This window comes from Sphingomonas sp. LH128 (assembly GCF_000293195.2).
Classification (GTDB): domain Bacteria; phylum Pseudomonadota; class Alphaproteobacteria; order Sphingomonadales; family Sphingomonadaceae; genus Novosphingobium; species Novosphingobium resinovorum_A.
The window spans coordinates 1-20,209 of the sequence record NZ_ALVC01000138.1; the positions used below are offsets into that span (position 1 = coordinate 1).

The 20,209-nt window shown below is 66.0% G+C and carries 21 protein-coding genes; 14 read left to right on the forward strand and 7 right to left on the reverse strand.

What is annotated here, in order from left to right; translation table 11 throughout:
- The 8 genes from LH128_RS11700 to LH128_RS11735 all read left to right on the forward strand — a co-directional run.
- Positions 1 to 306: 3-methyl-2-oxobutanoate hydroxymethyltransferase (locus LH128_RS11700; protein ID WP_008829839.1), on the forward strand; the 306-nt coding region annotated here is incomplete at its 5' end.
- Positions 307 to 596: 290 nt separating this feature from the next.
- The gene (locus LH128_RS11705) at positions 597 to 836 is read left to right on the forward strand and encodes a FeoA family protein (RefSeq protein ID WP_008829840.1); all 240 of its coding nucleotides are present in this window, start codon (positions 597 to 599) and stop codon (positions 834 to 836) included.
- Positions 833 to 2,677, forward strand: coding sequence for a ferrous iron transporter B (gene feoB / locus LH128_RS11710; protein ID WP_008829841.1), 1,845 nt, complete (start codon positions 833 to 835; stop codon positions 2,675 to 2,677). Before LH128_RS11705 ends, feoB begins: the two co-directional genes overlap by 4 nt.
- A 180-nt stretch (positions 2,678 to 2,857) precedes the next feature.
- Complete coding sequence (ssb, locus tag LH128_RS11715; protein ID WP_008829842.1) at positions 2,858 to 3,460, forward strand: single-stranded DNA-binding protein; 603 nt, start codon at positions 2,858 to 2,860, stop codon at positions 3,458 to 3,460.
- 210 nt (positions 3,461 to 3,670) lie between these two features.
- Positions 3,671 to 5,662, forward strand: a complete 1,992-nt coding sequence (locus LH128_RS11720; RefSeq protein WP_008829843.1) for a TonB-dependent receptor plug domain-containing protein — start codon at positions 3,671 to 3,673, stop codon at positions 5,660 to 5,662.
- A 16-nt stretch (positions 5,663 to 5,678) separates the two neighbouring features.
- Positions 5,679 to 6,485 (forward strand): TonB family protein, encoded by an 807-nt coding sequence (locus tag LH128_RS11725; protein WP_008829844.1) that lies wholly within the window; start codon positions 5,679 to 5,681, stop codon positions 6,483 to 6,485.
- A gap of 17 nt (positions 6,486 to 6,502) precedes the next feature.
- Complete coding sequence (locus LH128_RS11730; RefSeq protein ID WP_008829845.1) at positions 6,503 to 7,294, forward strand: DUF4198 domain-containing protein; 792 nt, start codon at positions 6,503 to 6,505, stop codon at positions 7,292 to 7,294.
- Between the two features lie 29 nt (positions 7,295 to 7,323).
- Complete coding sequence (locus tag LH128_RS11735) at positions 7,324 to 7,776, forward strand: EF-hand domain-containing protein (RefSeq protein WP_008829846.1); 453 nt, start codon at positions 7,324 to 7,326, stop codon at positions 7,774 to 7,776.
- Positions 7,777 to 7,845: 69 nt separating this feature from the next.
- Here LH128_RS11735 and LH128_RS11740 read toward each other — a convergent pair whose 3' ends face one another.
- Complete coding sequence (locus tag LH128_RS11740; RefSeq protein WP_008829847.1) at positions 7,846 to 8,508, reverse strand: 5'-methylthioadenosine/S-adenosylhomocysteine nucleosidase; 663 nt, start codon at positions 8,506 to 8,508, stop codon at positions 7,846 to 7,848.
- 118 nt (positions 8,509 to 8,626) lie between these two features.
- Here LH128_RS11740 and LH128_RS11745 point away from each other — a divergent pair, with 118 nt between their 5' ends.
- Complete coding sequence (locus tag LH128_RS11745; RefSeq protein WP_008829848.1) at positions 8,627 to 9,025, forward strand: hypothetical protein; 399 nt, start codon at positions 8,627 to 8,629, stop codon at positions 9,023 to 9,025.
- On the opposite strand, the gene LH128_RS11750 is transcribed toward LH128_RS11745, so the two are convergent.
- The 5 genes from LH128_RS11750 to LH128_RS11770 all read right to left on the reverse strand — a co-directional run bounded on the left by LH128_RS11750 (position 9,022) and on the right by LH128_RS11770 (position 13,417).
- The gene (locus LH128_RS11750) at positions 9,022 to 9,258 is read right to left on the reverse strand and encodes a hypothetical protein (protein ID WP_008829849.1); all 237 of its coding nucleotides are present in this window, start codon (positions 9,256 to 9,258) and stop codon (positions 9,022 to 9,024) included. The genes LH128_RS11745 and LH128_RS11750 overlap by 4 nt on opposite strands.
- Before the next feature lie 50 nt (positions 9,259 to 9,308).
- A complete protein-coding gene (locus LH128_RS11755; protein ID WP_008829850.1) occupies positions 9,309 to 10,379 on the reverse strand; it encodes an LLM class flavin-dependent oxidoreductase in 1,071 nt (356 codons plus the stop codon).
- Positions 10,380 to 10,392: 13 nt separating this feature from the next.
- Complete coding sequence (locus LH128_RS11760) at positions 10,393 to 11,397, reverse strand: alpha/beta fold hydrolase (RefSeq protein ID WP_008829851.1); 1,005 nt, start codon at positions 11,395 to 11,397, stop codon at positions 10,393 to 10,395.
- Positions 11,394 to 12,425, reverse strand: coding sequence for an alpha/beta fold hydrolase (locus LH128_RS31395; protein ID WP_008829852.1), 1,032 nt, complete (start codon positions 12,423 to 12,425; stop codon positions 11,394 to 11,396). The genes LH128_RS11760 and LH128_RS31395 overlap by 4 nt, the downstream gene beginning before the upstream one ends.
- A gap of 107 nt (positions 12,426 to 12,532) precedes the next feature.
- Complete coding sequence (locus LH128_RS11770; RefSeq protein WP_008829853.1) at positions 12,533 to 13,417, reverse strand: LysR family transcriptional regulator; 885 nt, start codon at positions 13,415 to 13,417, stop codon at positions 12,533 to 12,535.
- A 131-nt stretch (positions 13,418 to 13,548) separates the two neighbouring features.
- Here LH128_RS11770 and LH128_RS11775 point away from each other — a divergent pair, with 131 nt between their 5' ends.
- The gene (locus tag LH128_RS11775; RefSeq protein ID WP_327195139.1) at positions 13,549 to 14,940 is read left to right on the forward strand and encodes an MFS transporter; all 1,392 of its coding nucleotides are present in this window, start codon (positions 13,549 to 13,551) and stop codon (positions 14,938 to 14,940) included.
- 6 nt (positions 14,941 to 14,946) lie between these two features.
- Complete coding sequence (locus LH128_RS11780) at positions 14,947 to 16,011, forward strand: LLM class flavin-dependent oxidoreductase (protein ID WP_008829855.1); 1,065 nt, start codon at positions 14,947 to 14,949, stop codon at positions 16,009 to 16,011.
- A gap of 16 nt (positions 16,012 to 16,027) precedes the next feature.
- On the opposite strand, the gene LH128_RS11785 is transcribed toward LH128_RS11780, so the two are convergent.
- Complete coding sequence (locus LH128_RS11785) at positions 16,028 to 16,921, reverse strand: LysR family transcriptional regulator (protein ID WP_008829856.1); 894 nt, start codon at positions 16,919 to 16,921, stop codon at positions 16,028 to 16,030.
- A 182-nt stretch (positions 16,922 to 17,103) separates the two neighbouring features.
- On the opposite strand from LH128_RS11785, the gene LH128_RS11790 reads away from it, so the two are divergent.
- The 3 genes from LH128_RS11790 to LH128_RS11800 form a co-directional block, all read left to right on the forward strand.
- Entirely contained in the window at positions 17,104 to 19,506 is a 2,403-nt protein-coding gene (locus LH128_RS11790; RefSeq protein ID WP_008829857.1) for a TonB-dependent receptor, read from the forward strand.
- 309 nt (positions 19,507 to 19,815) lie between these two features.
- Complete coding sequence (locus tag LH128_RS11795; RefSeq protein WP_008829858.1) at positions 19,816 to 19,905, forward strand: potassium-transporting ATPase subunit F; 90 nt, start codon at positions 19,816 to 19,818, stop codon at positions 19,903 to 19,905.
- 12 nt (positions 19,906 to 19,917) lie between these two features.
- On the forward strand, positions 19,918 to 20,209 hold a 292-nt coding region (locus LH128_RS11800; protein WP_008829859.1), incomplete at its 3' end, for a potassium-transporting ATPase subunit KdpA.

The following is a 20,209-nucleotide window of genomic DNA, read 5'->3' on the forward strand; positions in this document are numbered from 1 at the left end:
GCCGATGCCAAGGCGCTCGACGAAGCCGGAGCGTTCTCGATCGTGATCGAGGGCGTCGTCGAGACGATCGCCATCGAAGCCACCCGCGCCATCGCCTGTCCCAGCATCGGCATCGGCGGCTCGGCACAGTGCGACGGGCAGGTACTGGTTACCGAGGACATGCTCGGCATGTTCGAGCGGGTGCCGCGCTTCGTGAAGAAGTATGCCGACATGGGCTCGGTGGTTTCGGAAGCAGCCGCGCAGTACGCCGCAGAAGTGCGCGATCGCAGCTTCCCCGGCATCGAGCAGACTTACCAGCCGAAGTGACCGGGTCCGGTGGCCCACGCGAAACCGGCTTTTCCGGTTTCGCCCTTTGCGGTGGTTTATCCTCCCTGTCGCGCAGCGATGGGGAGGGGGACCGCCCGCGCAGCGGGTGGTGGAGGGGTAGGGCAACACAAAGCCCCCTCCGTCACCGACTTCGTCGGCGCCACCTCCCCATCGCTGCGCGACAGGGAGGATTTGCAGGTATCGTTTCAAATCCTTTCCCCTGCGAAAACCCTTGGTTCCGCTATTGCGATCCGGTTGCAATTAAGGGTGTTATCTGGCACCGCGCCACCATGACTCTCGATATGCTTCCTATCGGCCGGTCCGCGCGCATCGTCGCCGTGCACTGGCCCGCGCTCGTCCAGGAAGAGGCGCGGCGGCTCCGTGCCCTGGGCTTGGAGGAGGGCGCCAGGATTGCGGTGTCGCATCGCGGCATCCTGGGCGGGCGCGACCCCATCGCCATTACCGTGGGCCGCATGACCGTGGCCGTGCGCCGCGCCCATGCCGCCGCGATGGAGGTCGAGGAACTGTGAGCCGTCAACGCAAGGTCGCGCTCGTCGGCAACCCCAATGCGGGCAAGAGCGCGCTATTCAATGCGCTGACCGGCGCGCGCCAGAAGATCGCCAATTATCCCGGCGTTACCGTGGAACGAAAGTCGGGCCGCTTCGTCCTGCCGACCGGCGAGCCGGTGGAGATGACCGACCTTCCCGGCGCCTACGGCCTCGACCCGACCAGCCCGGACGAGGAAGTGACCGCCAAGGTCATCGCTGGCATGTTCCCCGGCGAGGCCGCGCCCGACGTGCTGGTGGTGGTGCTCGACGCATCGAACCTCGAGCAGCACCTCGTCTTCGCGCAGGAACTGCTGGCGCTGGGCAAGCCCACCGTCGTCGCGCTCAACATGGTCGATCTGGCGGAGCGTGACGGCCTCGTCCTCGACGCCGCCGTGCTAGCCGAAGAACTGGGCGTCCCCGTCATCCCGACCGTCGCCGTCCGCCGCCGCGGCCTTGCCGAACTGGGCGAGGCGATCGCGAACGCGGGCGAGCGGCATCCGGGTCCGGGTCTGACCGCCCTCGGACAGACCGAACGCCGCGTCGCCGCGCATGCCATGGCGGATGCGGCGATCCTCTCGGAATCCAAGCGCCACCGTCTTCACGCCAAGCTGGACCAGCTGCTGCTGAACCCGTGGGTCGGGCCGGTGATCCTACTGGCAATCCTTTTCGTGGTGTTCCAGGCGGTGTTCGCCTGGGCGACTCCGTTCGCCGATGCGCTGGATGCGGGCGTCAGTGCGCTGCACGACGGCGTCAAGGCCGCGCTTCCGCCAAGCCTGCTGCGCGACCTGCTGACGGACGGCGTGATCGCGGGCGTCGGCTCGGTGATCGTGTTCCTGCCGCAGATCGTCATCCTCTTCGCCTTCATCCTCGCCATGGAGGCATCGGGCTACATGGCCCGCGCCGCGTTCCTGATGGACCGCATGATGGCAAGCGTGGGCCTGTCCGGTCGCAGCTTCATCCCGCTGCTCTCCAGCTTCGCCTGCGCCATTCCGGGCATCATGGCGACGCGCTCGATCACCGACCCCAAGGACCGGCTGACGACGATCCTGATCGCGCCGCTGATGACCTGCTCGGCGCGCCTGCCGGTCTATGCGGTGATCATCGCCGCGTTTATCCCGCATACCAGCGTGTGGGGCGGGATCGGCCTGCAGGGGCTGGTGCTGTTCACGCTCTATGTCGTGGGCGTGGTCGGGGCCATGGCGGTGGCGCTGGCGCTGCGCAGCTCGATGACCAAGGGCGCCGCTTCGGGCTTCATCATGGAGCTGCCCAAGTACCAGATGCCGCGCCTCAAGGACATGGCGATCGGGCTGTGGCAGCGCGCATGGATATTCCTGCGCCGCGCGGGCACGATCATCTTCATGGTCACGGTCGTGCTGTGGGTCATGCTCAACTTCCCGAAGGCCGGTCCGGGCGAGAGCCAGGTCGACGCCTCGATCGCGGGCAAGGTGGCGAACGGCCTCGCCTTCGTGGTCGAGCCGATCGGTTTCAACCGCGACATGGCGCTGGCGCTGATCCCGGCGATGGCCGCGCGCGAGGTGGCGGTGTCCTCGCTGGCGACGACCTACGCGGTCGATGCGGGCGACAACGAGGACGAGCAGGCGCTCGAACTCGGCGACCAGCTCAAGCGGCGCTGGACCCTGCCGATGGCGCTGGCGTTCCTGGCATGGTTCGTGTTCGCGCCGCAGTGCATGTCGACGATTGCGGTGACCCGGCGCGAGACCAACGGCTGGAAGTGGCCGACGTTCATGCTCGCCTACCTGTTCGGCCTCGCCTACATCGCGGCGGGCGCGACGTACTGGGTCGCGGTGGCGGCGGGGTTGTAGCGCGCTTTCACTTCGTCATTGCGAGCGAAGCAATCCAGGGCAGCCTTACACCGCCCTGGATTGCTTCGCTTCGCTCGCAATGACGGTTACAATTGTAGAAAAGGCGGCCTGCCGGACTCGCATCCGTGCCCCGGCTTGGGCTAACCCATCCGCCAGATTTCGAAGGAAAGCGATTCCCGCATGGCAGGCAGCGTCAACAAGGTCATCATCGTCGGCAACCTGGGGGCCGACCCCGAGGTCAAGTCGTTCCAGAACGGCGGCCGCATCGCCAATCTGCGCATCGCGACCTCCGAAAGCTGGAAGGACCGCGCCACCGGCGAGCGCAAGGAGCGTACCGAATGGCACTCGGTCGTGCTCCAGTCCGACGGCCTCGTCGGCGTCGCCGAGCGGTTCCTGCGCAAGGGCTCGAAGGTCTACATCGAAGGCCAGCTGCGCACCCGCAAGTGGCAGGACCAGAACGGCAATGACCGCTACACCACCGAAGTCTCGGTCGGCGGCGTCGGCGGCGTGCTGACCATGCTCGACGGTGCGCCGGGCGGCGGCAGCGGTGGTCAGCGCAGCGGCGGTGGCGGCTGGAGCGAGGGTGGTTCCTCGGGCGGCGGCTTCGGCGGCGGCCAGCGCTCGGGCGGAGCATCGCGCGGCGGTGACGAATGGGGCGGCGGTTCCTCCGGTGGTTCTTCGGGCGGCAGCGAATGGGGCCGCACTGGCGGTTCCTCGGGCGGCTCGTCCGGCGGTTCCGGCGGCGGCTTCGGCGACGACCTCGACGACGATATCCCGTTCTGACCATCTCTCGCCGCACATCGGCGAGAAGTTGGCAGTTGTTACGAACCGCCCCGGAAGCATGCCGCTTCCGGGGCGGTTTCGTCATGTCATTCGCGATCTTTCGAGGTCCGCCGGACGAAATTCGAAAAAAGTCCTTTACGTAACAGTCAAGCTGCGCAATTGCCCTTTCTGCTAATGCATACGATTCGCATTAGCGAAGGGGAAACAATTATGCTTCGTAGTTTTGCCGCCCGCGCGCTTGGCGGGGTGTCCGCCATTGCCTTCTTCGTCGCCGCTCCGGCCCATGCGCAGGACGCTGCCGCCACCGACAAGAACACGCAGGCCGGTGAATTCCTCGGCACCATCGACATCGGCGAGAGCACCCGCGCCATCCAGACCGACACCGCGACGCCGATCACCGTGATCGACCGCAAGGAGATCGAGGACCGACAGGCCTCCACCATCGCCGAACTGCTGGACTCCGTGCCGGGCGTCACGCTCATCAACGGATCGACCCCGATCGGCTCGGGCATCAACATCCGCGGCTTCGGCGCCAACGGCACCTATGGCACCGACCAGAAGGTCGCTTTCGTCGTCGACGGCGCCACCACGGGCTCAGAAGAAATCTATCGCGTCGGCACGCAGCTGTTCACCGACCCGCTGCTCTACAAGCGCGCGCAGGTGATCCGCGGCACCGTGGGCAGCTTCGAGTGGGGCTCGGGGATCATCGGCGGTGTCGTCCTGCTGGAAACCAACGATGCGGCCACCGTCCTCCACGGCAAGACCGGCATCACCGCCAGTCAGACCGTCTCGGGCCAGACCAACGGCAACGGCTTCGCGACCTCCACCACCGTTGCGGCAATGCCGACCGAGCAGTTCGAGTTCCTCGCGAACTACACCTGGCGCACCCAGAGCACGCAGCAGGACGGCCACGGCGACGACATCGGCAACAGCAGCTTCAAGCTGCCCAGCTTCCTGGTGAAAGGCGCATTCCACTTCGGCGCCGACAACGCCCATACCATCGCCGCCAGCTTCAACCAGACCACCACCAGCGACCGGGACGTCCCCTACGACAGCTTCGGCACTACGGCGGGCGTGTTCGGCAACGTCGACCGCGACACCAAGAGCCAGGTGCTGACGGTGTCCTACGCCTACAAGCCGGTCGACAACGACGCGGTCAATCTCCAGCTGCTGTACACGTACGCCAATCAGGAGATCGACCAGAGCGCCGTGGGCGTCGCGATCTCGCCGGTGCTCAATGCCGACCACCGCTACGAGACCTCGAAGATCACGCTCAAGAACGCTGCGCTGTTCTCGACCGGGCCGATCCATCACAACCTGCACTTCGGCGTCGAGTACATCCACAAGAAGCGCGCCGACGCCAGCAGCGCGCCGGGCGGCACCGACAACCGCATGGCCGCCTTCGCGGTGGACGAGATCGGCCTGTTCAAGGGCTTCACGCTGAGCCCGGCGATCCGCTGGGAGACCTCGAACGTCAAATCCAACCGCACCGGCACGCCCGTATCCTACAACAATACGGCGTGGATGGGCGGCGTCTCCGCCCGCTACGAGCTGCCGTTCGGTCTGGCTGCGTTCGGCAGCTGGGCGCGCACGCGCAACCTGCCGATCATCGACGACCTCGACAACGCCACGTACATGAACCAGCCGGAAAAGAGCCGCACCTGGGAAGCGGGCGGCTCGTTCGATCGCACCGATCTGCTCGGCAAGGGCGATCACCTTGCGATCAAGGTCAACTACTACGACACCGAGCTGACTGACAACACCGCCTACTCGGGCGTGCGCGAGGTCTATCTCGACGGCTTCGAGATCGAGGCGTCCTACGCCACCGCCAGCGGAATCTACTTTGACTTCAACGCCACCATCCCGGACGGCCAGCGTTTGCGCACCACCGGCGTGATCGACGACTGGACCAACCTGCCGCAGAAGACCTACATGCTCTCGGCGGGCAAGCGCTTTGGAAAGCTGCTGGACGTGCGCTGGGAGACGACCCTCGCCGAAGATCTCGATATCAACGGCACCGAGCACAAGGGCTTCGATGTCCACAATCTGCGCGCCACGATCACGCCGAGCGGCGGTATCTTCGAGAACGTCGCGCTGCGCCTGAGCGTCGAGAACATCTTCGACACTTATTACCAGTCGGCGCTGTCCACGCGCCCGGCGGTGGGGCGCAACTTCAAGGCCGCCCTCTCGAAAATGTTCTAAGGGGGGCGAGGCGGACATGGCTTCCTGGATGGGCAGATCCGAGTTCGGGACAGGTCCGTTTGCGCGGATCGACCTGAACGCCATGGCCGCCTCGGTCACCGCGCATGCCCTGGTGGCGGCGCTGCTGGTCTTCACCTGGGGGGAGGCGGTGCGGGTGGAAGGGGGCACCCGCTCCCGCCTTGTCAGCATCGACCTGTCCATGCGCGAGGGCGGACCAGGCCCGAAGATGCAGCCGCGGGCCGAGGCACAACAGCCTTTGGAACGCGCGGTGACGCCGCCTGCCGAAGTTCCTTCGCAGGCGGTAGTCGCAGAGGCTCGGCCCGCTGCGCAGCCCCTGCCGCAACCGGCGGCGCAGGCAGGCGGCGGCGGGCAGGGGCGCATGGGTGAAGGTACGGCCGCGACGACGACGCGGCAGTTGCCTGTGGCCAAGCTGATCCCCGCAGCCGCGTTCGTCACTCCGGCCGCCACTGCACCCGGTCCGCAGGCGCGGGCGGCGGAAAGCGCGGCGGAGGCTCAGGGGAAGGGCGGCAGCGGCGGAGGCAATACCGACCAAGCGGGCAACTCCGCCGTCAGCAATTTCAGCGGCCGCGTCTACCAGCATCTGAAACGCTACCAGCGCGGCAACACCATCGGCGCGGGTGAGGCACTGATCGCCTTCACCGTCGAGCCCGGCGGCGCCGCGCGCGCGATCCGCGTGGCGCGCACATCAGGCTCCTCGCGCTTCGATCACGAGGCGATGGCTTTGGTCCGCCGGGCATCGCCTTTCCCGCGCCCGCCGGACGGCGAGGCGCACAGCTTCACTTTCGAGATCACCGGACAATGATGAGGACTGCTTCGACCATGACCAGACTTGCCCCAGGCATCGCCGCGCTGTTGTGCGCCGTCAGCATCGCTCCCGGCGCCGCGCTCGCCCACACCTCCTACCTCCTGCCCAAGTTCTTCGCGGGCAACACCGAGAAAATGGTGACGGTGGAATCGGCTTTCGGCGAGAAGTTCTTCCGTCCCGAAGTGCCGGTCGATGCCAGCGACTATCACGTCATCCTGCCGGACGGATCGCGCGGCAGCTTCCAGTCGATCACCTCGCTCAAGCAGATGGTGGTGCTGGAAAGCGCGCTCGATGCCGAGGGGACTTATCGCTTCACCACGGGCGTGCGCCTTGGCCGGGTGGGCAAGAGCGCGCTGGTCGGCGGCAAGTGGCAGCCGGTCCATGGCGAAGTGCCCAAGGAAGCCACGCAAGTCCGCACCAGCCAGACCGAGACCGTCGCCGACGCCTATGTCTCCAAGAAGCAGCCGACCCGCGCCCCCGTCGACGTCGCGATCGGGCGCCTGCGCATCCAGCCGGTGACGCATCCCAGCGAACTCTATCTCGACACCCCGTTCACGCTCAATGTACTGTTCGACGGCAAGCCGATGGCCGCGCAGGAACTGGAGCTGGACCGGGGCGGCGCGGACTATGAGGAGGCGGTCAGCCACCGTCAGGTCAGGACCGACGCGCAGGGCAAGGCCGTCATCAAGTTCGACCGCCCCGGCACGTACGTCCTGATGACCCGCCACCGCGCCGAGGCGCCCGCCGGCTCCGGCACCGACGAGCGCAGCTACACGACCTCGCTTACGTTTCAGGTCGAAGAGTGATCCCGATTTCCAGTTCAACGGAGAAGACCATGACCAAGACTCACTTTATCGCAGGGCTCGTTCTCGCCCTCACAGCCAGCCAGGGCGCGCTTGCCCAGTCTACCGAAGAGCGCCGCGCCGCGCCCGGCCACGGCAAGGAAGCCTTCCTGCGCGAGAACGACGCCGATCACGACGGCCGCGTCACCGCCGCCGAGTTCGCCGCTGCCCGTGCCGCCAAGTACCGCACCTTCGACCTCGATGGCGACGGCAAGGTGAGCGAGGCGGACTACGTCGGCGAGTTCACCGGCCGCTTCAGCAAGGACAAACCGGCACCGGACGGCCAAGTCAAGCAGGCCCACGTGCGCTTCGGCGTGCTCGATACCGACAAGGACGGCAACCTGACGCTGGAAGAGTTCAATGCCTCGGGCGAGCGGATGTTCGAGCGGCTTGACACCAACGGCGACGGCGTCGTCGATGCGACCGACACTTCGGGTTCGTATTGATACTGAGCGTATAAAACACTTTCGTCATCCCCGCGAAGGCGGGAATGACGAAGGTAAGTTCGGCGACGATCAGGCGTTGGCGGTAAGGCTATCCGCCAATCCGCGCTCAAGCACCTCCGTCAGCTTGTCGAGCGCGATCGCCAGCCGCTCGTCCAGCAGCGCGAGCAGTTCGGTCCAGCCCGACATGCCCTCCAGTTCGTCCGCGCCGTCCGAGACACCGCGCAGGCCGATCATCGGCACGCCGAACCGCTGGCATGCGCGCAGCACTGCGTAAGTCTCCATGTCGACGAGGTCGGCGTCGATCCGCGCATAGTCTTCGCCGCCTATGACATCGCCGCCGGTCGACAGCGAGGCGCGGGGCAGGTCGGGGAGCAGCACGGGCAACTGCAGAACTGCCGGATGGTCGGCGAACGGTGTGACGCCCCTTGCGAAGCCGAGGCGCGATGCGTCCATGTCGCGCCATGACACGCTTTCGATCTGATAGACTTCCCCCATCCGGCAGCGCCGCGATCCGGCAGAGCCCAGGGTCACGACCAGATCGGGCAATTGCCCCGAGGCCTCCAGACGCTGCAGGCACGCGGTCGCCGCGATGGCGGCCTCGACGGGACCTACGCCGGTCATCAGCGGCGTCATCCGCGCTCTGAGATGCGGGCCGTACTCATGGTCGATGGCCATGACGAACAGCACCTGCATTCCCGCTATCGACGTCGGCTTCACAACTTGCTCCTGCATTGCCCGGCCCTGGTTCCTGCCGTAGCGGCGCGATCTTTCGCAAAGGTGACGCCGGCGCGCAATCGGCTTGTCGCAGGGCACCTTGATTTCAGTAGCCGCGACGTGTCAGGCATTCATCATGCTAGCACATACCCGTTCGATGATCGCTGCGATCGCCTTCGCCGTCCTGACCGGCAAGAAAGTCGCCGGACTCTACGACCATTCTCTTGGCCGCGACCTGCAGATCGCCGCCGAGTTCCGCGACGGCCGTTTGCAGGGGTTCGACGGCGCCCGGAGTGTAAAATTCGGCGGGACGCTGCCGGAAATCCACGACGCCGGGGACAAGAATTTCGTGTCGGTCGAGATCGATGGCGCGCAAGTCAAAGGCTACGATCGCGCCTCATCCACGTTCTTCGCAGCCCGGGTCGAGGATGGGCTGGTGCAGGTCTATGACTACGGGCAGAAGGCGTGGTTCGTCTATGACGTGCAGGACCCGCAGGCGGCGAGCGAGTACCACCGCGCGGCCGGCCCGGCCTAGGATTTTCCGGGTGCGGCCTTGGGTGTGACCGGTGCTTTCCTGGCTTCCCGCTTTTCCATGTGCTTCTTGAGCGCGTAGCCGCCCACCGCCGCGGCAACGAGTCCGACCGGCCCCAGTCGTCGCAGCACGCTCGTTGCGGCTACGCCGAGGACCGCACCGCCGGTGCCGTCGATACCGCGCACGTGTTGCGCTACCTGACTGCCTGCGACTGCACCCAAAATCTTGCCGAGCATATTTCTGTCTCCTTTGCAGGAGGAAGGGACGGGATCGGCCTTTGTTCCGGCTATTGCGCCTTTGCGCGTGCGCAAACCCGGGGGATCAGTTCTGCGCCGAACAGGCGGGCGTCGGGGATCGGGTCATAGCCGCTGACGATGAACCGGGAGAACCCGGCTTCCCGGTATTCCATCAGCGCATCCGCGACCTGATCGTGGCTGCCCACCAGGCATCCCAACGCCGGCCGACCGGTGGGAACGCGGGTGATGCCTGCCCAGAGCAAACCCTCCAGCGCATTCTCGTTGGCGGCTTGCCTGGCCCGGTCGATTGCCGCCCGGCGGCCTTCACCCGGATTGGTCTGGAAGCGGCCGTTATCGACGACTTCCTCGATCAACCGGTCCTGAATGGCATGGGCGCGTTCCCACGCCTGCGCCGGGGTGTCGGCGACGAGGACGCGCAGGGCGGTGAGCAGGGCCGGTGAACGGCCGATCGCGCGGGCGCGGGACAGCACGTCGCGCGCGGGCTCCTTCAGGGCCGCGGCAGGGAAGCCGGGGAACGCATAGACGTCCGCCGCGCGCGTCCCGTACTCGATCGAGGCTGGCGAACTGCCACCCCAGAAGACCGGGATGCCCTTTTCCGGCCGAACGTGGGAGAAGGCGCTCTCCACCTGGTAGAATTCCCCGTCGTGATCGAAAGGCGCCTCGCTCGACCAGACCTTGCGCATGACTTCGACGTATTCGTGGCTGCGGCGATAGCGGTCGTCCTTGGTACTGTAATCGCCGTCCGCGTGGAGTTCTTGATCGTCGGCACCGGTGATGATGTGGACACCGCAGCGCCCGCCGCTCATCCGGTCGAGGATGGCGAACATGCGCGCGGCCATTGTCGGCGCGATGAAGCCGGGTCGGTGCGCGATCATGAAGCCGAGCCTGCAGGTCGCCGCCGCTGCCCATGTCGCTATGGGCAGGCTGTCAGGCCGATGGGCCGAGTTGGCGATGAGCACGCGATCGAACCCTGCGTCCTCATGAGCGCGGGCGCAGGCTGCGATGAACTCGGAATCCACTTCGTCGAAGGGCCTCGGCCTGGCTTCGGAATAGTCGTTCCAGTGCAGGATGCCGAAGAATTCGGTCGTGTCGTCGGTCATGGATGTGCGCGCCTTACCGCTTGGCAGGGTCCGGCGCGACTGGCCGGTAGGGGGTAACGTCGAAGAGGAAGCTGTCGAGGATGTCGGCGAAGCGACCCGGCACTTCCAGCGGCGGATAATGTCCCACGTCCGGCAGGATCAGCGTCGATACCTGAGCATGGACCAGAGCATCGCGGAGGACCGCTGCACTCTCGACCGGCAGGACCGGATCGCGGGCGCCCCAGACAAGCAGCACCGGCGCAGTCACCTTCGCCAACGCGTCGGCGGTCAGCGCCGGATCGTCGAGCGCTGCGACGATGGCCAGCCTGTCGGGCGCGGCGGGGCGGCGGTTCATGTCGTAGTATTCGTCGACGAGCCGGTCGTCCGCGCGGCCGGGCTCTCCGGTGTAGAAATCGAAGTAGGCCCGCCAGTAGGAGCGCGGGCGGAAGATCTTGCTCTTGCGTCCGGTGGCCGGAGTGGAGGCGGCGATTTCCATCGCCAGCGCGGCGCTGAGCGCCATGCCTTTGCCGTCCGCGCGGCCAGTGGGCGTGTTGGACAGGATCAGCCGCTCGACCCGCGCCGGATTGCGCGCCGCGTAGTAGAACGAGATTGCACCGCCGCTCGATACCCCGGCAAGGTTGGCGCGTTTGACCTTGAGGGTGTCGAGCAGCGCCTCCAGCACCAGTACGGGATAGAGCGGGCGGTCGTAGAGTACACGTGGCGGGGCGCCCGACAGGCCCATGTTCGGCTCATCCCACGCGATCACGCGGTAGCGGCGGCTCAGACGCTCGATCATGGGCGCGAACGTGCGCAGCGACGAACTCGACCCATGCGTGAGGACCAGTACGGGGCCGGAGCCGACATCGACATAATGGATGCGCGTGCCGAGCAGGTCGATGAACTTCGATTGCGGAAGGCGGTAGCGGCTTTCCAGTTCGGCGACCGGGATCGGGTCGGGGCTGGCGATGGTTTCCTGCGCGCAGACGGGAGCGATCGTGAGCGAGAGCGCGCAGAACGCGCCGAGCACGGCGTGTTTCATCGTGTGCAGTCCTGTACTGTGCCGGCAGGCGGACGGGCGGCCTTGCCGCTGTCGGCATCGAGGAACCAGGCGATGTCCTCGGCGGCGTGCGGGGCCTCGATCGGCAGGAAATGGCCTGCACCGGGAAAACTGACCATTAGCCGGCGGGAGGCGCCGACCGTGCGTGTCACCTCGCAGCCCACCGAAACCGGGAGCATGGACCCGGCCCCGCCCCAAAGCACGAGCGTCGGTACGCGGACCGAGCCCAGCTGCTGCGCGGTCGTCTGCGATCGCTTGCCGTAATCGCTCGCTTCAAAGCGCAGGGCGCTGGCGAACTGGTCCAGCGTCGCCCCATTGCCGGGCTTGCGGTGCATGTCGTAGGTCTGCTGCACCAGATCGTCGGTGAGGACGGACTTGTTGGCGATCAGGCGGTTCAGGAGGTAGCGGTAGAACGCCTTGGGCCGGTAAATCGGCCGGAACAGGGTGTTCTCCAGAAAGCCCAGCATGGCCGAGGTCTTCGGCTGCAAGCCGGGTGGGATCGGCACCAGCGGCGCGTTCACCAGGATAAGGCTTTCCACCTGATCGGGATGCGCCAGCGTATAGCGCATGGCGATCGCGCTGCCGGTAGAGATGCCGCCGATACTGAAGCGCTTCAGGTGTTCGTGCCGGGCTAGGAGGGCGATCAGCTGCTCGACGCGGCGGGGGCTGTACTGGCCGGTGCGGTCGGGGCCGGAGAGGCCGTAAGGCGGCATGTCGATGCGGATCACGCGGTGGTCGCTGGCGAGCCGCTGCGCCCAGGCATCCCAGATACGCAGCGACTGGTAGTGCCCGTGGATGAGCATGATGACAGGCCCGGAGCCCCGGTCGTCGATGTGAAGTTGCATGCCGCCCAGCGTCACGTAGCGAGAATGCGCGGTCTGGTAGCGGTGGCGCAAATCCTCCAGCGAAATGGCGAAGGCGCCCGTCCGCGCAGCGAGGGCGAAGGCGCCGAACCCCACTGCAAGCAGTGCCAGCGCCGCGATCCCGGCCATGACCGGACGTTTCAGCATGTCCCGTGTTTCCCCGCCTTCATGCCCCGGACTATGCGGAGGGCACCGGCCATCGCCCAATCGAAAGCGCGCGCGCAGTCATGTCCAAACCGTATGGGAGCCTGCCGTCACAGCGCCTCGTGCAGCCGCTTGATCACCACGCGCAGGGCGCCGCTCATGTAGGTCCGCCGCCGGGTGATGACGCAAAGCGTCGCCTCGACGCGGCGCATGTCGGCGGGGACTTCCTGCAATCGCCCGTCGGCTAGGCAGTCGGCGATCTCGGTACGGGCCATCAGGCCGATAAGGTTCGCGTTGAGCAGTAGCTGGCGCAGCATCGCGGGCGAGGAACTGCGGACGCGGATGTTGTGGTCCTCGTCCTCCAGCCCCAGAAGTCCGCGGTAGAATGCCTCGGCATTGGGCTGGTTGAAGATCGCCCAGGGCCAGCGGGCCAGTTCTCGCGCAGGCGTCACGCCGCACTCGAGGATCGGGTGCCCCCGCCGCGCGACCAGCATCAGGTCGAGCCGGGTGAGTGGCCGGAAGTTGAGGTCGCCGCTGTCGAGGTCGGGGCGCAAAGTGTCGATGATCGCATCGAGCTCCCCGCGCCGAAGTCGCGCGAACTGCGTCTCGGGCACGTCGAAGTCCAGCGAAAGCGTGATGTTTTCCGCCGAAACCGCCATTTCCGCGCAGGCCTGCGCAATGCGCGGGTCGGTCGCGGTGGAGCCGATGCCGAGGCGGACATGGCCCAAACCGCCCGCCCGCATGGCGCCGACATCCTCGATCGCCTGGTCGAAGCCGTGGAGGATCGAGCGGGCATGGGCCGCCAGCAATTCCCCGTATCGGGTGGGCAGGACGCCGCGATGGCCGCGCTCGAACAGGTCGACGCCGAGCTGCTCCTCCAGCGTGCGGATACTGCGCGAAAGCGTGGGTTGCGTGATGTTCTGCGCGGTCGAGGCGAGGGTCATCGAGCCCGTCTCCACCGCCGCCAGGAAGTGTCGCAATTGCCGGATCTGCATGGTCTTCCGATTCCCCGAGCATACGTTTTGTGCATGGAAGAAGCCGTGCTTTCGATTTCCCGGGCCAGCGCCGTGTCCGTAGTCTCCGGCTGGTAGGCAGTCCGTGACGGACCTGCGAGGCGGGGGCGCTCTTGACCGAAATAGCGGCACTCAACGGCACCCAGAGTGTACCTAACCGCACCGGACGCATACCGATTGCGACCAAAGTGGGCTGGGCGTTCGGTTCGGCGGGCAGCACGACCGTGCTTTACGTCGTCAATGTCATCCTGATGTATTACCTAGTGACCGCGACCGGGATGGACCCCGCGCTCGCGGGCTCGTTCATGCTGGCCGGGCGCATCTACGACGGCATCGCCGACCTGCTGATCGGACAGGGCAGTGACCGCACCCGCAGCCGCTGGGGACGGCGGCGACCGTGGATGGCGGCGGGTGCGCTGCTGAGCGGCCTCGGCATGGCCTGGCTGTTCTCGGGCAGCGGGGCGGGCGGTTCGCAGGCGGTCATGGTGATGGGCGCGCTGCTGCTGACCTTCACCGGCTATTCTGCTTTCGCGATTCCCTCTTCCGCCATGCCCGCCGAGATCACCGACAGCCCGCAGGAGCGGACCTCGCTGATGGCCTGGCGGACGTTCTTCATCCAGCTTGCCGCGCTGGCGGGGGGCGCGCTGGCTCCGGCGATGATCGCGTGGGGCGGCAGTTCCGCCGATGCCTTCGCGCGGATGGGCTATTGCATGGCCGCCTTCATCTTCGTGAGCATGGCCGTCGCGGTCGTCGCGACCGGTGGCCTGCGCGAGCACCCTGTCGAGCATGAGCGCGGCTCCGCGCTCGCCGGGTTCGCGCAGCTTTTCGCCAACCGCCCGTTCATCGTCCTGCTGGGCGTCAAGTTCTGCGGCTTCATCGCCTCGGCGGCGGTGGGGGCGACGGGGCTGTTCTTCATGCGCGACGTGCTTGCACGCGGAGAGACCGGCATGGCGCAGTTCGCGCTGGCGAGCGGCGTGGTCGGCACCATGAGCGTGCCCGTCTGGCGCCAGATCGCCCGCTTCGCGCCCAAGCCGGTGATCTGCGCGGCGGCACTGGTGCTTTCGGCCGCGATCAGCCTGAGCTGGCTCGCGGCCTCCCCGGCCGAGGGCGATGCCCTGTTCCTGCTGCGCGGCGGCTTTGCCGGTTTCGCGACGACGGGAACGCTGCTGATGACGCTGTCCATGTTGCCGGACACCATCGCCTTCGGGGTGCGCCGCAGCGGGCTGCGCAAGGAGGGGCTCTACGCCGCCTTCTTCGAGTTCTTCCAGAAGGCCGCCTTCGCCCTCGCGCCGTTCCTCGTCGGACTGTTCCTGCAGGCGAGCGGCTACCGCTCCGGGACCGGCACCGCGCTGGTGCAGAGCGAGGCCGCGCGCGAGGCGGTGCGCCTGTCGATGGCGCTGATCCCGGCGGTCGCGCAAGTGGCCGGGATCGTCCTGCTCCTGTTCTACCGGATGCCTGCCGAGAATTTGGCTGAACCGGCGCCCGCGCCGCACGAGGAAAACTGACGCGTCATGTCGATCGAGATCATCGGGACTTTCAACCATCGCGAATCCTCGGAGGCGAACCCGCGTCCGATGGGCATCGTCGAGCCCGACTTCATCGCCCGCCTCGCCGCCGCGTTCGAGGCGGCGGACTTCGACCGCGTGCTGATCGCGCAGGCGGCGACATGGCCCGACGGCGTGGTCTTCGCCACTCACCTTGCCGGGATCACCAGGCGGCTCAGGTTCATGATCGCGCACCGCCCCGGCTTCGTCGCGCCAACGCTGGCCGCGCGCCAGTTCGCCACGCTCGACCGGCTGAGCGAGGGGCGGGTGGGCGTCCATGTCATCTCCGCCCCCAGCGACACCGAGACGCAGGCCGACGGCGATTTCCTAACTCGCGACGAACGTCACGCCCGCAGTGCCGAATATATCCCGCTGCTGCGCAGGACATGGAGCGGCGAGCGGTTCGATCACGACGGCACGTTCTATACCTTGCGCGGCGCGCGCTCCGAAGTGGTGCCGGTGCAGGAGGGCGGCATCCCGGTGTTCTTCGGCGGCCAGTCCCCACGCGCACTGGAAGTCGCGGGGCAGCACGCCGATGTCTACGCCTTCGGCATAGACCGGCTGGAACCCAGCGCCGCACTGATCGCATCGGTACGTCAAGAGGCGCGTAAGGCCGGTCGGACAGTCGATTTCTGCATGTCCACCCGGATCATCGTCGGCCGTACCGAGGGCGAGGCATGGGACAAGGCGCAGGCGGTGCTGGAGGACGTGCGCCGGGGCGTCGAGGACATGGCGCAAAAGGGCGGTCAGCCCGGCGTCCTCGGCAAGAACGAACTGGCCGAAGCGCGCGCCCGCGAAGGCGACGTGCTGGACGAGCGGCTCTGGGTGGGCATCGCCCGCGCCACCGGGTTCCAGAAGGCCGCCAGCACGATCGTCGGCACGCCGGACTCGGTCGCCGCCAGCCTGCTCGCCTATCACCGGCTTGGCGTGAACCGCTTCCTGATCAGCGGCTTCGATCCGATCGCCGACGTCCTGCACCTTGGCGAGCACCTGGTGCCGCGCCTGCGCGCTTTCGCCGCGCTGGCCGCCTGAGCCGGTGCGCGCGCACTCATCCCGGAGGTTTGGAAAGTTCGCGGCGCAGCAGGTTGGCGAATTCCATGACGATCGGACGCAGCGGAATATCGGGGCGGTAGAGCAGCCCGGTCGCGCGCGGGACGGGCATGCCCTCTACTCGCAGCGCCTGCGCCCGGGCGCCGCTCATGTAGTCGTCCGGCATGATGCCGAGGCAGCCTTCGTCCTCGATCATTGCGCGCATCATCCTTGGGGAATCGGTGCGGAAAACCTGATCGGGAAAGCCCATGCCGCCATTGGCGAAGAAGCGATTCATGTCGAGATCCGCGTGGAGGCAGTTTAAATAAACCCAGCGCTCGCGTGTCAATTGTTCAAAAGTAATGACATCATCTATGGCGCATAGGTGGTGCAGTTGTGCTGCATATAGATGGGTTGTTGTAGTAAAAAGTCGCTCATAGGCGATGCCTGCCTGCATGCGGTCCGTCGGGACCATGCTGGCGATCAGTTCGACCCTGCCCTCCAGCACCATCGGCACCAGATCCTCGATCATCCCGATCTTCAGATTGATCGACAGGTGGGGATAGCGCCGCGCGAACTCCGAGAGGATTTTCGGCAGTGCGAGGTCGGCCAGATGTGTGCCGATTCCGACGTTCAGCGCACCCCCCAGACCCTTCGCCAGCCGAGCGATGTCGGCCCTGGCATTGTCCGCTGTGGCGGTCAGCAGGTTGGCGTATTCGTAAAGCACGGAACCTGCCGAAGTCGGCTCAATTCCGTTGTTTCTGCGCACCAGAAGCGGCGTTCCAACGCTCGCTTCGAGGGCGTTCATGCTGCGCGTCAGGGCAGGCTGGGTGAGGTGCACCGCCTTGGCCGCGGCCGAGAACGAACGCTCCTCGATGATGGCGATCAGGTGGCGCAGCTGGCGAAGGTCCATCGTGCTCTCCGGGCGGCGGGACTCCGGGGTCCGGCCTCTGCAGTTTCATAACTGATGGTTATGGGCGGACAACCCAAATTCAATTGAATATCCGATTTTATCCTGAAAACTTCCGTTCCGAAGTCGTGCGATGAATCGAAGTTCATTGACACGCAAATTCCGAAAACAGGGAGAATACCAAGATGCGTTCGAAATCGAAATGCTATGACTTTGGTGCATGCTGCACCGCGCTCATGCTCGTCATGGCCGCCGCGCCTGCCGTGCAGGCCCAGGAAACCCCGGTTGCGCCGTCCGCTCCGCAGGCCGAAGCGGGCACCGACGGCGGGGTGATCATGGTCACCGCCCGTCGCCGCGAGGAGTCGCTGCTGGAGACCCCGGTGACGCTGTCGGTCATGACGGCGGCCAACCTCGCCAAGCTCAACGTCAACAACGTGCTGGACCTGCAGGCATTCACGCCGGGCCTCTATGCGCAGCAGACCAGTTCGGGCCGCGTCGACCGCAGCTACAGCCAGATCGTCATCCGCGGCATCGCCGATCCGCTGAACCCCACCGTCTCGGTGTTTCTCGACGGCACGCCGGTAAACTTCGATGTCATCAACAACCTCGGCAACGAAGTGTCGCGTGTCGAAGTGCTCAAAGGTCCGCAGAGCGCCGCCTTCGGCCGCCAGTCCTTCGCGGGCGCGATCAACGTGGTGACGCGTGATCCGGGAGATGCGTTCCGGTGGAACTTCGACGGCACGGCGGGCAGCTATTCGCTCTATGACATCAAGGCGAGCGTCGAGTTGCCGATCGTCAAGGACGCCATCGGCCTGCGCATCGGCGGGCGCCGCTACGGCTTCGACGGGCAGTACACCAACCCCTACGACGGCAGCCGCCTCGGTGCGCAGCAGACCGAGACGATCAACGGCACGCTGGTGATCAAGCCGTTCGACGGCCTGCGCCTCAAGGCTTTCGGCATGTATCTGGAGGACCATGACGGCGCGGGCGCGGCGGGCTTCTCCAGCCGTCTGCCGGTCAACACCTTCAACTGCAACGCGGGCGCCGCGCCGACCAACGTGAACAACTTCTACTGCGGCAAGATCCCGCAGTTCCCAACCAGCCAGATGGGCCAGAACCCGGCGACGCCCGCGTTCATCGACCAGGTCGTCAACAACTCGCTGGGACGCCTGAACCCGACCTACAAGGCGATCAACGACCACGCGGGTCTGGAGCGCCGCGAGATCGTGACGAACCTTGCGGTGGACTTCACGATCCCCGGCACCGACATCGTGCTCTCGTCGCTGACCGGCTATAACAAGACCCGTTTCCAGAGCAATCAGGACCTCGACGGGCGCGATACCAGCGGCATTCCCAACACCACGGTATCGACGATCCCCGGTTTCGTGGGCGATCCCTTCATCAACTACCCGACCATGGCGATGTACAAGGAAAGCGCCGTCAGCCAAGAGTTCCGGGTCACTTCCGGCGCGAACCAGCCGCTGCGCTGGATGGTGGGCGCCAACTACTTCAAGGTCAGCAACCGCAGCTATACGGTCGCGCTCTATCCCAATACGATCCAGGTGTTCGGCGACGGCTCGCTCAATACGCTCGTCGACAAGAGCGTGTTCGGCAGCGTGTCCTACGACTTCTCGCCGCGCTTCACGCTGAACGCCGAAGGACGCTACATCGAGGAGGAGCTGAAGGTCTACTTCCGCGATCCGCAGACCCTGCGCACCAGCGGCAAGTACAAGCGCTTCGTGCCCCGCGTTTCCGCGCAGTACAAATTCACGCCCGACCTCATGGGCTACGCGACCTATTCGCGCGGGATGAACAAGGGCGGCTTCAACCTCTCGGTCCTGCCGCTGACCGCCGCTCAGCGCGCTTATCTGGAAGAGCGCGCCTCGGTCACCAACATCTACAAGCCGGCCGTCATCGACAACTACGAACTGGGCCTGAAGGGCACCGTGGCGGATGTGTTCTCCTTCAGCGCGGCGGTCTTCTACGCCAAGTGGAAGGACCAGGCGATCACCAACAGCATCCAGGTCCCCAACGCCACCCCGGGCGCCAGCGACATCGGCGTCGGCGTGACCCAGAACACCGGCAGGAGCACGGTGAAGGGCGCCGAGATCGAGGGCAACCTCAAGGTGACCCATGCGCTGTCGCTCAACTTCAACGCCGGGTACAACAAGGTCGAGCTGGACACTTCGATCCCCTGCGCCTCGTGCGTGGCGATCACCGGCAACTCGACGGTGGCGGCGGGCGCGCAGAACCCTGCGGCTCCGGTGTTCACCAGCAACGTCGGCGCGGAATACGGCGTCGACATTGGTGACGGCTACCGCTGGTTCCTGCGCGGCGACTATGCACACCGCAGCCGCATCTACACGACGTACGAGAACATCTCGTGGATCGGCGATGCCAACAAGGTGAACCTGCGCACCGGTATTAGCAGCGAGCATCTCGACGTGCAGTTCTTCGTCAACAACGTGTTCAACGACAAGAGCTACACCGGCGTCCAGACGACGACGAGCCTGCTCGGCGGCAATGCGGTGGTGCTGTCGATGCCGGTCAAGCGCAACGGCGGCATCCGCGTGCGCTTCGGGTTCTGATCCTTCGAACATGGCATGATCGAAAGGCGTCCGGGAGCGAGCTATCGCTTCCGGACGTCGCTTTTTCAGCGAAAATCCGCAGATCATACGCAAATACTATGCGGCTGCGGATTTGCTCGTCTCGAATTCCAACGCCGCACCATCCTAATGGCTCTGCTGCATTCGACTCGTCCCGCACCCTTTGCGAGGCGAGCTTGCAGGAGCATTACCCATGCAGGACATCCTCTGGATCGGCCTGACCCTCGCGTTGCTGGCGGCCAGTCTCGGCTACGTCGGCCTGTGCAACAAGGCGTGAGGGGCGCGACCGACATGACCATCGATCTGTGGCTGGCGGGTTTCACCGCACTCGGCCTTCTCGTCTATCTCGTTGCCGTGCTCGCACGGCCCGAGCGGTTCTGAGGGGGCGCCGTCATGACCTTCCAGGGATGGCTGTATATCGCAGCTTTCGTCGGCGTTCTGCTGGCGCTCACCAAACCTATGGGGCTGTGGCTCCACGCGCTGTACGAGGGCCGCCGCACGCCGCTTCATCGTGTGCTCGGACCCGTAGAGCGCGGCTTCTACAAGCTGTCAGGCATTAACCCGGACGAGGACCAGCCGTGGCATCGCTACGCGGTGCACATGCTGGTGTTCAACGCCGTGCTGCTGCTCCTGACTTATGCGGTGCTGCGCCTGCAAGGCGTGTTGCCGCTCAACGGCCTCGGCT

What these genes read in the sequence shown, in the direction of transcription:
- LH128_RS11705 (WP_008829840.1), top strand. Translation starts at nt 597, where the DNA reads ATGACTCTCGATATGCTTCCTATCGGCCGGTCCGCGCGCATCGTCGCC.
- ssb (WP_008829842.1), top strand. Translation starts at nt 2,858, where the DNA reads ATGGCAGGCAGCGTCAACAAGGTCATCATCGTCGGCAACCTGGGGGCC.
- LH128_RS11720 (WP_008829843.1), top strand. Translation starts at nt 3,671, where the DNA reads ATGCTTCGTAGTTTTGCCGCCCGCGCGCTTGGCGGGGTGTCCGCCATT.
- LH128_RS11725 (WP_008829844.1), top strand. Translation starts at nt 5,679, where the DNA reads ATGGCTTCCTGGATGGGCAGATCCGAGTTCGGGACAGGTCCGTTTGCG.
- LH128_RS11730 (WP_008829845.1), top strand. Translation starts at nt 6,503, where the DNA reads ATGACCAGACTTGCCCCAGGCATCGCCGCGCTGTTGTGCGCCGTCAGC.
- LH128_RS11735 (WP_008829846.1), top strand. Translation starts at nt 7,324, where the DNA reads ATGACCAAGACTCACTTTATCGCAGGGCTCGTTCTCGCCCTCACAGCC.
- LH128_RS11740 (WP_008829847.1), bottom strand. Translation starts at nt 8,508, where the DNA reads ATGCAGGAGCAAGTTGTGAAGCCGACGTCGATAGCGGGAATGCAGGTG.
- LH128_RS11745 (WP_008829848.1), top strand. Translation starts at nt 8,627, where the DNA reads ATGCTAGCACATACCCGTTCGATGATCGCTGCGATCGCCTTCGCCGTC.
- LH128_RS11750 (WP_008829849.1), bottom strand. Translation starts at nt 9,258, where the DNA reads ATGCTCGGCAAGATTTTGGGTGCAGTCGCAGGCAGTCAGGTAGCGCAA.
- LH128_RS11755 (WP_008829850.1), bottom strand. Translation starts at nt 10,379, where the DNA reads ATGACCGACGACACGACCGAATTCTTCGGCATCCTGCACTGGAACGAC.
- LH128_RS11760 (WP_008829851.1), bottom strand. Translation starts at nt 11,397, where the DNA reads ATGAAACACGCCGTGCTCGGCGCGTTCTGCGCGCTCTCGCTCACGATC.
- LH128_RS31395 (WP_008829852.1), bottom strand. Translation starts at nt 12,425, where the DNA reads ATGCTGAAACGTCCGGTCATGGCCGGGATCGCGGCGCTGGCACTGCTT.
- LH128_RS11770 (WP_008829853.1), bottom strand. Translation starts at nt 13,417, where the DNA reads ATGCAGATCCGGCAATTGCGACACTTCCTGGCGGCGGTGGAGACGGGC.
- LH128_RS11780 (WP_008829855.1), top strand. Translation starts at nt 14,947, where the DNA reads ATGTCGATCGAGATCATCGGGACTTTCAACCATCGCGAATCCTCGGAG.
- LH128_RS11785 (WP_008829856.1), bottom strand. Translation starts at nt 16,921, where the DNA reads ATGGACCTTCGCCAGCTGCGCCACCTGATCGCCATCATCGAGGAGCGT.
- LH128_RS11790 (WP_008829857.1), top strand. Translation starts at nt 17,104, where the DNA reads ATGCGTTCGAAATCGAAATGCTATGACTTTGGTGCATGCTGCACCGCG.
- LH128_RS11795 (WP_008829858.1), top strand. Translation starts at nt 19,816, where the DNA reads ATGACCATCGATCTGTGGCTGGCGGGTTTCACCGCACTCGGCCTTCTC.